The 13,790-nt window shown below is 73.3% G+C and carries 13 protein-coding genes; 7 read left to right on the forward strand and 6 right to left on the reverse strand.

All coding sequences use genetic code 11. The features are described 5' to 3' along the window. Nucleotides 1-40: 40 nt before the first annotated feature. The 5 genes from DEI97_RS13925 (at nucleotide 41) to DEI97_RS13945 (ending at nucleotide 6,723) form a co-directional block, all read left to right on the forward strand. On the forward strand, nucleotides 41-796 hold the full coding sequence (locus DEI97_RS13925) for an HAD family hydrolase (protein WP_111074489.1): 756 nt from the start codon (nucleotides 41-43) through the stop codon (nucleotides 794-796). 69 nt (nucleotides 797-865) lie between these two features. Then, nucleotides 866-3,049, forward strand: a complete 2,184-nt coding sequence (locus DEI97_RS13930; protein ID WP_258376672.1) for a glycosyltransferase family 39 protein — start codon at nucleotides 866-868, stop codon at nucleotides 3,047-3,049. A 54-nt stretch (nucleotides 3,050-3,103) separates the two neighbouring features. After that, nucleotides 3,104-3,829 (forward strand): response regulator transcription factor, encoded by a 726-nt coding sequence (locus tag DEI97_RS13935; RefSeq protein WP_111074628.1) that lies wholly within the window; start codon nucleotides 3,104-3,106, stop codon nucleotides 3,827-3,829. Then, nucleotides 3,826-5,370: a sensor histidine kinase gene (locus DEI97_RS13940; RefSeq protein ID WP_284158276.1), complete on the forward strand. Its 1,545-nt coding sequence runs from the start codon at nucleotides 3,826-3,828 to the stop codon at nucleotides 5,368-5,370. Before DEI97_RS13935 ends, DEI97_RS13940 begins: the two co-directional genes overlap by 4 nt. Before the next feature lie 78 nt (nucleotides 5,371-5,448). After that, nucleotides 5,449-6,723: a glycosyltransferase gene (locus DEI97_RS13945; protein WP_253464460.1), complete on the forward strand. Its 1,275-nt coding sequence runs from the start codon at nucleotides 5,449-5,451 to the stop codon at nucleotides 6,721-6,723. A 135-nt stretch (nucleotides 6,724-6,858) separates the two neighbouring features. Here DEI97_RS13945 and DEI97_RS13950 read toward each other — a convergent pair whose 3' ends face one another. The 6 genes from DEI97_RS13950 to mvk all read right to left on the reverse strand — a co-directional run bounded on the left by DEI97_RS13950 (nucleotide 6,859) and on the right by mvk (nucleotide 12,634). Continuing rightward, complete coding sequence (locus tag DEI97_RS13950) at nucleotides 6,859-7,065, reverse strand: hypothetical protein (RefSeq protein WP_111074485.1); 207 nt, start codon at nucleotides 7,063-7,065, stop codon at nucleotides 6,859-6,861. A 263-nt stretch (nucleotides 7,066-7,328) separates the two neighbouring features. Then, nucleotides 7,329-8,501: a hydroxymethylglutaryl-CoA synthase gene (locus DEI97_RS13955; RefSeq protein ID WP_111074484.1), complete on the reverse strand. Its 1,173-nt coding sequence runs from the start codon at nucleotides 8,499-8,501 to the stop codon at nucleotides 7,329-7,331. Beyond that, a complete protein-coding gene (locus tag DEI97_RS13960) occupies nucleotides 8,498-9,562 on the reverse strand; it encodes a hydroxymethylglutaryl-coenzyme A reductase family protein (RefSeq protein WP_111074483.1) in 1,065 nt (354 codons plus the stop codon). The genes DEI97_RS13955 and DEI97_RS13960 overlap by 4 nt, the downstream gene beginning before the upstream one ends. After that, nucleotides 9,559-10,638, reverse strand: coding sequence for a phosphomevalonate kinase (locus DEI97_RS13965; protein ID WP_111074482.1), 1,080 nt, complete (start codon nucleotides 10,636-10,638; stop codon nucleotides 9,559-9,561). Before DEI97_RS13965 ends, DEI97_RS13960 begins: the two co-directional genes overlap by 4 nt. Further along, the gene (gene mvaD / locus DEI97_RS13970; protein ID WP_258376671.1) at nucleotides 10,635-11,630 is read right to left on the reverse strand and encodes a diphosphomevalonate decarboxylase; all 996 of its coding nucleotides are present in this window, start codon (nucleotides 11,628-11,630) and stop codon (nucleotides 10,635-10,637) included. Before mvaD ends, DEI97_RS13965 begins: the two co-directional genes overlap by 4 nt. Beyond that, nucleotides 11,630-12,634 (reverse strand): mevalonate kinase, encoded by a 1,005-nt coding sequence (mvk, locus tag DEI97_RS13975; RefSeq protein ID WP_111074481.1) that lies wholly within the window; start codon nucleotides 12,632-12,634, stop codon nucleotides 11,630-11,632. The genes mvaD and mvk overlap by 1 nt, the downstream gene beginning before the upstream one ends. 171 nt (nucleotides 12,635-12,805) lie before the next feature. On the opposite strand from mvk, the gene DEI97_RS13980 reads away from it, so the two are divergent. Both DEI97_RS13980 and DEI97_RS13985 read left to right on the forward strand, forming a co-directional pair. Beyond that, complete coding sequence (locus tag DEI97_RS13980; RefSeq protein ID WP_181439199.1) at nucleotides 12,806-13,255, forward strand: MarR family winged helix-turn-helix transcriptional regulator; 450 nt, start codon at nucleotides 12,806-12,808, stop codon at nucleotides 13,253-13,255. 99 nt (nucleotides 13,256-13,354) lie between these two features. Next, complete coding sequence (locus tag DEI97_RS13985) at nucleotides 13,355-13,777, forward strand: organic hydroperoxide resistance protein (RefSeq protein ID WP_111074480.1); 423 nt, start codon at nucleotides 13,355-13,357, stop codon at nucleotides 13,775-13,777. Nucleotides 13,778-13,790 lie beyond the last annotated feature (13 nt).

Raw genomic sequence — 13,790 nt, forward strand, 5'->3', positions numbered from 1 at the left:
GTCTCGCGGAGGGGTCAGGGGGAGCGCCTAGCCTGGGCCGATGACGGTCGAGCAGGCGGGTACCCCGGTCCTCGCGTTCTTCGACGTGGACAACACCCTGATCCACGGCGCGAGCGCGTTCCACCTGGTGCGCGGACTCCGTGCCGCCGGGCTCATCACCACGCGGGACATCCTCAGTGCAGGGTGGAAGCACGCCCGGTTCAAGGTGCGGGGCGAGAACGACCGGCACCTTGCCTCTGCCCAGACCCGCGGGCTCGAGGTCATCACCGGCATCACCGTCGCCGACATGGCGAAGCTCTCCGACGACGTCTACGTCCGCCACACCGCCGCGACCGTGTGGCCGGAGACCGCCGCCCTGGCACAGGAGCACCTGGCGAAGGGCCACCAGGTGTGGCTCGTCACCGCGACGCCGACCTTCCTGGCCGAGGTCATCGCCCGCAGCCTCGGCCTCACCGGCGCGCTCGGCAGCGTCTTCGAGACCAGCGACGGCGCCTACACGGGCCGGCTCGAGGGCGCGTTCCTGCACGGCGAGCACAAGGCCGTGGCCGCGCGTCGCCTGCTCAGCGAGACCGGTGCCGACCCGGCCGTGTGCTGGGCGTACTCCGACTCACGCCACGACATCCCGCTGCTCTCGCTCGTCGGGAACCCGGTGGTGGTCAACCCGGACCAGGGACTCGCGGCGCACGCACGTGCGGCGGGCTGGCCCTCGATGCGGATGCAGCGTTCGAGCCTCCGGGAGGCCCGTCGCCGGGTCCGACGGGACGCCGCGACCGCGGGCGGCACGCCCACCGCCTGACCGCCGGTCTTAGGCGGTCCACAGCAGACCCATCGGCCGGGTCGACCCCCGACCGCGATGCTCGCTGCCATGACCACCTACCCGGTACCCGTGACCGATCGTCGCGACCGCGCGCGCAGTGACGCGCCGGTCCGGCGTCGCCCGCCCCTCACTCGCCTGTTCCTCGGCGAGCGCGAGGACGCCCGCTGGCTCCGGCCGGCGTTCTGGGCACTCCTCGCCCTGACCGCCGTGCTGTACCTCTGGGACCTCAGCGTCTCCGGCTACGCCAACAGCTTCTACGCCGCCGCCGTGCAGGCCGGCACGAAGTCGTGGACGGCGTTCTTCTTCGGCTCGCTCGACCCGTCGAACTTCATCACGGTCGACAAGCCCCCGGCGTCGCTGTGGGTGATGGTGCTGTCCGCGCGGCTGTTCGGCTTCTCGAGCACCAGCCTGCTGCTCCCCCAGGCGCTGATGGCCGTCGGGACCGTCGCACTGGTCTGGGGCACGGTCCGCCGGACCCTGGCGCGGCTGGGATCGACCACGGCGGGGGTCGGCGGGCTGCTCGCGGGCCTCGTCGTCGCAGCCACCCCGGCGGCGGCGCTGATGTTCCGCTTCGACAACCCGGACGCCCTGCTCGTGTTCCTCATGACCGCCGGGGCGTACGCGACCGTGCGTGCCCTGCCGCGGGGCAGCTGGCGGTGGCTCGCCCTGGCCGGGGTCGCGCTCGGGTTCGCGTTCCTGACGAAGATGCTGCAGGGGCTGCTCGTGCTGCCGGCGTTCGGCCTGGTGTACCTCGTCGCTGCCCGGACCTCGTGGCCGCGACGCATCGTCGGGCTGCTCATCGCCGCGGTCTCGCTCGTCGTCGCGGCCGGCTGGTGGGTCCTCGCCGTCGCACTGTGGCCGGCGGACGCCCGACCGTACATCGGCGGGTCGACGAACGACACGGTGCTCGACCTGGTCTTCGGGTACAACGGGCTCGGCCGGATCTTCGGCGGCTCGGGCAACGGCGGAGGCGGCGGCGCGACCGGCGGCACCGCGGGGTCGTCCTTCGGCGGCGCGACCGGACTCGACCGGCTGTTCTCGTCCGAGATGGGCCTCGAGATCTCGTGGCTCCTGCCGGCCGCACTCATCGCCCTCGTGCTCGGCCTGGTCGTCGTCGGCCGGCGCCGCCTCGCCGACCCGGCCCGCGCCGGACTCGTCCTCTGGGGCGGCTGGCTGCTCGTCACCGGGCTGGTCTTCTCGTACATGTCCGGCACGATCCACCCGTACTACACGGTCGCGCTCACCCCGGCGATCGCCGGACTGGTCGGGACCGGTGGTGCCCTGCTCTGGCACGCCCGACACCGCACGACCGGGCGCCTGGGCCTCGCCGCGATGACCGGTGCGACCGCGGCCTGGAGCTGGTGCCTGCTCAACGAGAACCCGGACTGGCTGCCCTGGCTGCGGTGGCTGGTGCTCGCCGGCGGCCTGCTCTCGGCCGCGCTCATCGTGATCGGCAGCGTCCCGCAACTGCGTCGCCTCGTCGCCGTCGGCGTCCTCGTCGGTACGCTCTGCGGCCTCACCGGCACCACCGCCTACGCGGTCGTCACCACCACGGTCGGGCACTCCGGTTCGATCCCGAGCGTCGGTCCGGCCGGCACCTCGGGTGGCATGGGCGGCATGCCGGGAGGCACGAACGGCCCCGGCGGATCGGCCGCCGGCACCGGGGACGACAGCTCCGACAGCGGCGACTCCGGCACACAGGGCGGTCCCGGCGGGACACCGCCGTCCGGCGCCGACGGCGGCCAGCCGCCGGCGATGCCGGGTGGGACCACGGAAGACGGGACCACCGGGGACGGGACCAACGCGTCGGGGTCGGGGACGAGCCTCCCGTCCGACAGCAGCGACGGCGGCTCCCGGACCGGTGGCGGCATGGGCGGCGGCGCCTCGACGTCCTCGGCGCTCGAGGAGCTGCTCCGATCGACCGACACCACCTGGTCCGCCGCGGTCGGCGGCTCGCAGTCCGCCGCACAGCTCGAACTCGACACCGACACCGCCGTGATGGCGATCGGCGGCTGGTCGAGCGACCCCACCCCGACCCTGGCGGAGTTCCAGGCGGACGTGGCGGCGGGCAGGATCGGCTACTACATCGCCTCGGGAACCGGCGGCGGCACCGGCGGCGGCATGGGCGGCGGCTCGTCCACCGCGAGCGCCATCGCGGAGTGGGTCGCGGCGAACTACGACGCGACGACCGTCGGCGGGCAGACCGTCTACGACCTCGGCGCTGGAGGGTAGACGCACGTGCACGACGACCAGGACGCGGACGGGACCGTGGGTAGGCTCGCCCCCGTGGCAGGCACCCCGCTCGCACGGACCGACGGCACCCCCGTCCGTGTCCTCGTCGTCGACGACGAACACGCCCTGGCCGAGGCGGTCGGGCTGGCGTTCGCCGCCGACGGGTGGGCCGTGCAGACCGTCCACCGCGGACGGGACGTGCTCTTCGCCGCCCGCGCGGGCCAGCCCGACGTCATCGTCCTCGACGTGATGCTGCCGGACATCGACGGCTTCGCCGTGCTCGACCGACTCCGGGATGCCCGCGACGACGTCCGGGTGCTGTTCCTCACCGCCCGGGACGCCGCCGAGGACCGGCTCGCGGGACTCACCCGCGGCGGGGACGACTACCTGACGAAGCCGTTCGGGATCGACGAACTCGTCGCCCGGGCTCGGATCCTCGCCCGGACCTCGGCCCGGGTCGCGGCGAGCACGGCGGCGGACACCGGCGTCGTGGTCGGTGACCTCCGGCTCGACGAGGAGACCCGCACCGTCAGCCGCGGGGACGACCCGATCGACCTCACCCCCACCGAGTACGAACTGCTGCGGCACCTGGCCCGGAACGCCAACCGGGTGTTGTCGCGCGAACACCTGCTGGCACACGTGTGGGGCATGGACTTCGGGTCGTCGTCGAACCTCGTGGACATGTACGTGTCGTACCTGCGGAAGAAGGTCGACGCCGGACGCGAGCCGCTGATCCACACCGTCCGCGGAGCCGGGTACGTGCTCCGGCCGTCCCCGTGAGCCGTCGGAGCGGGCGGGTGCCGTCGCTGCGGTGGCGGATCGTCGCCGCCGTCGCCCTGTTGCTCGTCGCGACGAACGTCGTCGTCGGGGCGGTGACCGTCGTCGCGTACCGCGGGTACCTGGTCGGGCGGCTCGACGCCGAGCTCGCGACGGCCGCGAGCCGGGTGGTCGGTGGGCCGCCCGGTGGGATGCCGACCGGTTCGCCGTCCGGGTCGTCGTCGGGATCGTCGTCGTCTGGGTCCTCGTCTTCGTCGGGCTCGTCGTCGGCTGCGCCCGATCCCGACAACACGTTCATCGGCGCTCCCGGGCAGTCCGCGGGCACGGTGATCGCGATCTACCGGGACGGCGACGTGGTCCTCGGTGGCTACACCGACGCGCGAGGACGCCAGCACACCCTGACCGCGGCGCAGCAGCGGACCCTCGCCGCGTTGGACCCAACCGGACAACCGGTCACGACCGGTCTCGGCAGCCTCGGGGCCTTCCGCGCGCAGGCCGTCGGCTCGGACGGGGACGTCTTCGTCACGGCGCTGCCGCTCGATGACCTCGACGCGTCGATCGGTCGTCTGCTGCTCGTCATCGCGGCGGTCACCCTCGTCGGACTGCTCGTCGCCTGCTGGGCCGGCGCACTGCTCGTCCGCCGGTCCCTGCGGCCGCTCGAGCACGTCGCCGCGGTGGCGTCGAGCGTCACCACCCTCGACCTCGACCGGGGCGAACCAGACATCCCCGCCCGGGTCGCGGACGCCGACCTCGCCGCCAGTCGCGAGGTCGGCCAGGTCGGCACCGCACTCAACCGGCTGCTCGGCCACGTCGCCCGTGCCCTGACCGTCCGCCGCGACGCCGAGGCCGGCATGCGGACCTTCGTCGCCGACGCCTCCCACGAGCTCCGCACCCCGATCGCCACCGTCCGCGCCTACGCCGAGCTGACCGGGCGCACCGACGACCCCGCCGAGGTCCGGCGGAACGTCGACCGGATCGGCACCGAAGCCCGCCGGATGGGCGACCTGGTCGAGGAGCTCCTGCTGCTGGCCCGGCTCGACGCCGCTGCGGTCGCGGCAGGCCCGACCACTGCCGGCTCGACCACGTCCAGGACCGCCGAACCGGTGGACCTGACGTCGATCGTCGTCGAGGCGACGATGGACGCCCGCACCACCGCCCCCGGCCACCGCTGGACGCTGCAGGTCGACGACGACCCCGTCGTGATCGACGGTGATGCCGGGGCACTCCGCCGTGTGGTCACGAACCTGCTGACGAACGCCCGGACCCACACGCCCGCCGGGACCGCGGTCGTGGTGTCCCTCCGCCGAGCCGCGGGCGCGGTGCACTTCGTCGTCGCCAACGACGGCCCGCCGATCCCCGCCGAGGCGCTGCCGACGCTGTTCGACCGGTTCACCCGCGGGGCGGCATCACGCTCTCGGGAGCACGGCACGAGCGGGCTGGGCCTGGCGATCGTCCGCGCCGTCGTGGAGGCCGAGGGCGGCACGGTCCGCGTCGTCTCGGACGAAGCGCGGACCGCCTTCACGGTCACCCTGCCCCTCCGCTGAGGCGCCATCCACCCGTTCTTACCCGCACCACAGCGCCCTGCTCCGGCCCCCACTGTCCCGCTGCCGAGCATGATCCGCATGACGGAGACGAACCCCACCCTCGACATCGACATCGTCGTCCCGTGCCACGACGAGCAGGACACCCTCGCCGCGCACGTCCGACGGCTGCACGCCTTCTGCACGACGTCACTGCACCACTCGTGGCGCATCACGATCGCCGACAACGCCTCGACCGACGACACCGCCCGCATCGCCGACGACCTGGCCGCGATGCTGCCCGGGGTCCACGCCGTGCACCTGCCGCTGAAGGGCCGCGGCCGCGCGCTGAAGGCCGTGTGGGGAGCGTCGCCGGCCCGCGTGCTCGTGTACGTCGACGAGGACCTGTCCACCGACCTCGCCGCGCTCGAGCCCCTGGTCGCCCCGCTGCTGTCCGGCCACTCGGACCTGGCGATCGGGACCCGGCTGGCCGGCACCTCCCGCGTGGTCCGGGGCAGCAAGCGCGAGTTCATCTCGCGCTCGTACAACGCACTGCTCCGGACGACGATGGGGGTGGCCTTCTCGGACGCGCAGTGCGGGTTCAAGGCCGTCACCGCCGAGGCCGCCCACCACCTGCTGCCGCTCTGCGAGGACGACGCGTGGTTCTTCGACACCGAGATGCTCGTCCTGGCCGAGCACGCCGGCCTGCGCATCCACGAGGTCCCGGTCGACTGGGTCGACGACGTCAACTCCTCCGTGCACATCGCCTCGACCGCGACCGAGGACCTCCGGGGCATGTGGCGGGTCTCGCGTGGTCTGGCCTCGGGACGCGTGCCGATCGCGCCGGTGTACGAGGCGATCGGCCGCCGCCCCTTCACCCCGGCGCACGTCGGGCTCGGTGGCCAGGTGCTCCGGTTCGGTGCCGTGGGTGTGCTGTCGACGGTCGCGTTCGCCGTGCTGTACGCCCTGTTCCGTCCGGCGATCGGCGCGCAGTCCGCGGACTTCCTCGCGCTGCTGCTCACCGCGGTCGGCAACACGGCGCTGAACCGCCGGTTCACCTTCGGGGTGCGCGGCCGAGCCGGTTCGGGACGGCACCAGGTCCAGGGGCTCGTGGTGTTCGCGATCGCCTGGGCGATGACCTCCGGCTCACTCGTGGTGCTGCACGCCGTCGCCCCGGGCTCGACGCACACGGCGGAGATCGCGGTGCTGACCGGCGCGAACCTCGTGGCCACGGTCGTCCGGTTCGTCCTGTTCAAGGCGTGGGTGTTCCGGTCTGGTCGTCGTCACCCGGTCCGGACCGGCACGACGCCCGCGACCGAGGCGGGCACCGCCTCCGAACCGACCCCGGTCACGATCCCGGGACGGGCGGTCCGCTGACGGTCACGCCGGCACTGCGGACGGGAGGCACGCCCCGCGCACCGCGGGTCGCCGCACGTCCGGCGCCGGCCCGGCCTGGTCTCGCCTGGCCTGGCTCGGCCCGACCAGACCCGCGTCCGCGCGGACCGACGACGGTCAGCCCAGCCCGGTGACCGTCAGCTCCGCGATCCGCTCCCGCCCGCGCGCCCCCGCGCTGGCGAACGGCGCACCGCGGACGACCTGCGTGTGCACGACGTCGACGGCGTTGCAAGCCGGGTCGCGGAACGGTGGCAGCCACTGCTGCTCCCGGTGGTTCCGCGTGGTCGCCGGCGCCAGGCCGGGATGGGTCTCGTGCCGGGTCATGATGCCGCTCCGGCTCGCGGTGTCCGTCGTGCGTCCATGACGCCTCCCTGGTCCTCGCGGCACTGCTCCCTGGTGCGGTGCCGCTCGTCCCTCGACGCTACGTCCGGATCCGTCCCCCGACCAGGGGGTACCGGTCATCCGCGGATCACGTACACGGAGTACCGCGCACGCCGGATGAGCGCACGGCCACACGGCCCGACGAGCGGACTGGCGGACGGTGGCCGGTCTCGGGAGGCCGATCACGGGCCTCCCGGGACCGCGGTTCAGACGCCGGTGGCCTCGTAGTGCCGCGCGCCGCCGGACACCCCGGCGAACCGGAACGGTGCCGACGTGACGCGGGGACGGTCGACGTCCTCGCTGGTGGCCGCGCCGGCGGCGTGCAGTTCGCGGTAGGCCTCGACCGACAGCGGCACGCGCGCGGCGAGCAGCTCGCGCACCCGGCCGGTGCGGCGGTGCTGCTGGTACTCGGGGCGGACGATGCCCGTCATGAGTTCGCCGACGCTGCCCGAGCCGTAGCTGAACATGCCGATGCGGGCGCCGGCCAGGTCGTCGTCCAGGTCGAGCAGCGCACCGAGGGCGATCCACAGCGACGCCGTGTAGGTGTTGCCGGTCTGCCGGTTGTACGTGAAGCCGATCGCGAGTTCGGTCTCCTCGAACGGCACGCCCACGTGCTGGGCGAGCTTCCGGTGCGCCTTGATCGCCATCTTCGTGAACGGCTGGTGGTGGACGAAGCGGTCGATCGTCTCGATGCCGGGGCCGCCGCGTGCTGCGAGGTCGTCCCAGGCGCCGAGGAACGAGTCGACGTAGGCGGTGACCGACAGCCGGCCGTCGACGAGGGCGGTGGAGCGGTCGTTCGGCCGCCAGAAGTCGTCGACGTCCGCGGTGAACAGGCCGGACCGGGGCTCGAGCTCGATCAGGTCGGGGTCGGCGGCTATGAGCATCGCGACCGCACCGGCACCCTGGGTCGGCTCGGCAGCGGTCTCGACGTCGTAGCGGGCGACGTCGGCGGCGATGACGAGCACGCGTTCGCTCGGGTCGCGGGCGATGATGCCGAGGGCCATCTGCACCGCCGCGGTCCCGCCGTAGCAGGCCTGCTTCAGCTCGACGACGCGGACGTTGCGCGGCAGGCCGAGCAGCCCGTGGACGTACACGCCCGCGGCCTTCGACTGGTCGACACCGGACTCGGTGGCGAACAGCACCGTGCGGATGCCGTCGACGCCGTGGCGGTCGAGCACCTGCTTCGCGGCGGCGGCGCCCATGGTGACGATGTCCTCGTCGGGGGCGGGGACACTGAAGGCGTCCTGGCCGATGCCGACGTGGTACTTCGCCGGGTCGACGCCGTTCGCGGCGGCCAGGTCGTCGAGGTCGAGCACGTGGTGCCCCGTCGCGATGGCGAGGTCGTGGATGCCCAGTGCGAGTGGGTGCTGGGCGGTCATGCCGAGGCTCCTTCGGGTCGGTGGCCGCGGCGTTCCATCGCGACGTGGGCTGCCATCAGCTCGCCCGGGTTCGTCTGGGCGGCGAGCAGCGAGAGTTCCCCGCACAGCACGGTGGCGGCACAGAGCGCGGCCAGGCGGCGGGCGTTGGCGCCGGGCTCGCGGTCCTCCCGGCAGCCGAGGCGCACCAGGGCGTCCTCGACGACGGGCAGGTCGTTGCCCTTGCCGTTGCCGACGGTGCCGACGATCAGGTGCGGCAGCGAGCACGAGAAGTACAGGTCGTCGCCGCGGGCCTGCGCGAGCGTGATGCCCTGCGAGCCCTCGACGATGTTCGCGGCGTCCTGCCCGGTGGCCAGGTAGAAGCCGAGCAGCATGTTGGCGTAGTGCGCGTTCGCCGAGCGCAGGGCTCCGGCGATCGTCGACCCGACCAGGTTCTTCGCGGTGTTGAGCTCGACGATCCGCTCGGTGGAGGACCGCAGGCGCTTCTCGACGACCTCGCCCGGGATCACGATCTCGGCGATGGTGTTCCGCCCGCGCCCGCGGATGCCGTTCACCGCGGTGGCCTTCTTGTCGGAGCAGAAGTTGCCGGAGATCGACACGTAGCGGAGCTCGGGCTCCCAGGCCAGGATCGCCGGCAGCAGGGTGTCCGCCGCCTGGGTCACCATGTTGTGGCCGGAGGCGTCGCCCGTGGTGAACGCGAAGCGCAGGAACAGCAGGTCCCCGACGATCTCCGGGTGCACCTCGATGAGCTTCGCGAACCGGCTCTGCCCGGCGACGATCGTCTCGAGTTCGCTCTGGCGGGCCAGGATCCGGCCGGCGGAGATGTGGGCGGCGGCCGCACTGGCGGCACGGACCACGACGGAGCGGGTCATCCGCTCGTCGACGACGGTCGAGACGATGCCGCCCTCGATCATCCGCGAGATCCGCGCGCCACGGCCGACGGAGGGCCAGAGCGGCGACTCGTAGGTAGCGAGGGGCACCTCGTGCTCGCCCTCGACGGCGTTGCCGCTGACGCGGATCGGTCCGACCCACTTCGTGGGGATCGGGGTCTGCAGCTCGCTCATCGCGTGCTCCCTTCCTCGGGTTGCACCGCGACGCTGAGGTGCCTGATGTCGTGCGCCTCCCAGGCGCGGAAGATGTCGGCGGCGTCGCTGTCCACGGGGACGAGCGCGATGCCGCAGTCGCCGCCGCCGGCACCGGAGGGCTTCGCGGCCCCGCCGGCGGCCTCGACGACGTCGCACAGGGTCGCGAGCCGGGGGGTCTCGATCTGCGAGCCGACGGACGTGCCGAGGCCCTGGAGCAGACCGCGGGCACGGCGGAGCGCGGCGAGCGTGCGCTCGGCGTCGCCGGTGCGGAGGCCCTCGGTCAGGTCGTCGACGCAGGCCCGGCTGGCGTCGAGGAACGCCGCGTAGTCACCGTCACGGTGTCGGCGGACGACGCCGACGAGCTTGGTGGTGGACGCCGGCGAACCGGTCCACCCGACCAGGAGGCGGAGGTCCGCCGGTGCGGGCAGGTGTTCGACGTCGAAGCCGGCCCAGGCCTGGTCGTCGTCGAGGATCGCGGAGACCGAGCGCTCGTCGAGCAGGCCGGCCAGGGCCTCCCGGTCGGGCGCGCTGTACCGGAGCCAGCCGCCGAACGTGCTGGCCGCGAGGTCGCCGCCGGACGCACGCGGGGCGACCCGGATCGTGGCGAGCAGCGCCACCATGAAGCGCCGGCGCTGCGAGAGGCCGAGCCCGTAGAACCGGTCGAGGGCGCCGACGGTCGCGACGGTCACCGCGGCCGAGGACCCGAGTCCGAACTTCCGGCCGCTGGCGTCGTCGAGCTGGCTCTCGATGCGCAGGTCGTGGAAGCGCGGTGCGATGCCGAGCTCAGCGCGGAGCTTCTCGACCAGGTCGATCGTCGCCATCACGTAGTCGTAGGGGTGGTGCTCGCGGTCGAGCGCCAGGCCGTCCTCGGCACGGGTCCAGGTCAGCGGGAGGTTGCCGTACTCCTCCGAGTGCACGCTGCCGGCGCCGTGCCCCTCGGTCACCCGGGCGGTGATGGCCCGGTCGAGGGCGATGAGCACCGACGGCTGTCCGGGCTCGACGACGGCGTACTCGCCGGCCACGAACAGCTTGCCGTGGGCTCGGAACTCGATCATCTGGTGCGCTCCTCTGCCTCGGGGGTCTCCCCCGTGCCTTCGGAGCGGAGCAGGCGGGCGGCTGGTCCGGTGCCGGACTCGATGACCGCGCCGTACCCGTCGAGCGCGGTCGCCACCCGGGCCCGGTCCGCCGGACGGCAGAGCACGACGACGTTCGGGCCGGCGTCCGCCGTGGCGTACGCCTCGAGTCCGTCGGCCCGCATCGCGGCGACGGCGTCGAACACGGCGACGCTGCGGCTGTTCAGGTAGCGGATGGGCGGGAAGGCGCCCTCGATCGTGGCGTGCATGCGGAGCGCGTTGCTCTCGGTGAGCTCGCCGATCCGGGTGAAGTCGCCCGCGGCGCACGCGGCGAGCATGTCGTCCACGGTGACGGTCGTCGAGGTGACCCACGCCGGGTAGAACGGCGACGTCGCGATGGTGCGACGCATCGCCTCGCGCGAGCCGATCTCCTTCGGGCCGTCGTTGATCGTGACGACCACCATGGCCATCGGCGGCGCGGGGACGGTCTCGGCGAACGAGGCCTGGTCGTCGCCGGCATGCCAGACGGACACCCCGCCGGGGATCGACCGCGTGGCCGAACCGGAACCGCGACGGGCGAGTCGGGAGAGGTCCCGCGCCGACAGGTCGAGCCCGTACGCGTCGGCGGCGGCGACCGCGAGGGCGGCGAAGCCCGACGCGCTCGAGGCCAGGCCGGCGCCGGTGGGCACGGTGTTCTCCGAGACGACGGCGGCACGGGCGTCCGAGCCGGCGAGCTGGCGGACCAGGTCGAGGAAGCGTTCGACCCGCACCAGGGCACCGTCGTCGACGACGCGGCCGTTGAGCGTGAAGGCGTCCGGCTCACCCTGGTCGAGCAGGGTGACGGAGGTCGTGGTGGGGAAGACGTCGAGGCCCATCGAGACGCTGCCGGTGGCGGGCAGCGCGAGGTCGGCGTCCGCCTTGCCCCAGTACTTCACGAGCGCGATGTTGGGGTGCGCGACGGCGGTGGAGGTCATCAGGCGCGGGCTCCGATCGAGGTGGTCCAGGTGGCGGTCGCCCCGGCGGTGCGCAGTGCGGTCGCGATGCGGGCGGCGTGTTCGTCGTCGGCGGCGAGGGCCAGGACGCATCCGCCGCGGCCGCCGCCGGTGAGCTTCGCGCCGAGGGCGTCCGCGCTGCGTGCGGCACCGACGAGCCGGTCGAGGTCCGCACTCGACACGTCGAGGGTGGTGAGCAGTTCGTGCGCGGCGTCCATGGTGACACCGAGGCCCTGGGCATCGCCGTCCACGAGTGTCCCCCGCGCGGCCCGGGCGAGTCCACCGATGCGCTCGACGACGGCGTCGACCATCTCGGGGGCACGGTCGTGGCGTTCCCGGACGGCGGCGACGGCTTCGCGGGTGTGGCCCGGCACGCCGGTGTCGGCGACCACGAAGACGAAGCGGCCGGTGACCTGCACGGGCTCGATGACCCCGGCGGCGAACCAGACGGGCTCGGAGGCGACGACCCCGCGGGCGTCGAGTCCGGAGGGGCGGCCGTGCGCGACGCGCTCGCACTGCTGGATGAGTTCGTGGTGGGTGTCGGTGTCGAGCGCGACGCCGAACACGTCGGCGACGGCGGCGGTCACGGCAGCGGCGACGGCGGCGCTCGAGCCCATACCCCGGGCGGTGGGCACCTGGCTGTCGACCAGGACGTGCAGCGGCGTGGCCTCGGCCTCCGGGTGGCCGGTCTGCGCCAGGTGGCGGAGCGTGGCCGTGACGGCGGTGACGGTGGGCAGGACCGCGGCGGGCGCGCTGCCGAGCGGCCCGGTGTGGACCGTCGACTCCAGCGTCGGCTCGGCGCCGGCCGACAGCGGGGTCGCGGTGGCGGTCACACGGACGTCGGTCACCGGCAGGACGAGGGCGGGTGCGCCGTAGACCACGGCGTGTTCGCCGATGAGGATCGTCTTGCCGTGGGACGCCGAGGAGCCGACTCGCGGGATCGCTGTGGTCGTCGTCGGTGCGGAGGCTGGGTGGTTGCTGGTCATCGTCGGTCCGGCCAGCCTAACCGGCTCCGACGACACCCGTCCCGACGTGCGCTGCCAGCACACCGCCGTCGTGCAGCCCGGACGCTGTGCAGCCGAACCCCGGGCATCCGGACCCTGGGCATCCGGTGAACTGAGTTGTGCGCAATCCGGTCGCGTGCAACAGTGGTGGACATGTCCGTGACCGACGAGATGGTGTGCTTCTCCCTCTACGCAGCGACCCGGGCGACCACCCAGGCGTACCGCACCCTGCTCGACCCCTGGGGCCTCACCTACCCGCAGTACCTGGTCCTCGTGACCCTGTGGGTGGAGGGCGACCAGACCGTCTCGAGCCTCGGCGAACACCTGCAGCTCGACTCCGGCACGCTCTCCCCGCTGCTCAAGCGCATGGAGCAGGCCGACCTGGTCCGCCGCGAACGCCGCAGCACCGACGAGCGCGTCGTCACCGTCACGACCGGCGACCGCGGGCTCGCACTCCGCACCGAACTCGCCCACGTCCCGGCACGCATCGCCGCGGGCACCGGGCTCACCGACGAGCAGTCGGCCCTCGAACTCATCGCGACCCTGCAGCACCTCACCGAGGCGATGCACCGAGCGGCGGCCGCTCCCCCCACTTCGGGCTGAGCGACACCGCTCGCCCCGATCGGCCCGAGTCCTGTCGCCCAGCGCGGAACCCGGCGCCGTACGCACACCACACAGACCCCACGAAGGAAGGAACCCCACATGGACGTCCTCTACACCGCAGAAGCCCTGTCCACCGGCGAAGGCCGCAACGGCAAGGTCCAGACCAGCGACGGCACGTTCGAGCTGGACATGGCCATCCCCAAGGAGATGGGCGGCTCCGGCGCCGGCGCCAACCCCGAGCAGCTCTTCGCCGCCGGCTACGCCGCGTGCTTCCACTCCGCTCTGCAGGGCGTCGCCCGCTCGCAGAAGGTCAAGGTCGCCGACTCCTCCGTCGGCGGTCGCGTCCAGATCGGCCCGAACGGCCAGGGCGGCTTCCAGCTCGCCGTCATGCTCGAGGTCGTCATCCCGGGCATGGACCACGACCAGGCCCAGGCCCTCGCGGACGCCGCCCACCAGGTGTGCCCGTACTCGAACGCGACGCGCGGCAACATCGACGTCACGATCACCGTCTCGGAGGACTAGACCATGGCAGACC

It is taken from the genome of Curtobacterium sp. MCLR17_032 (assembly GCF_003234795.2).
In the GTDB taxonomy this organism is placed as follows: Bacteria; Actinomycetota; Actinomycetes; order Actinomycetales; family Microbacteriaceae; genus Curtobacterium.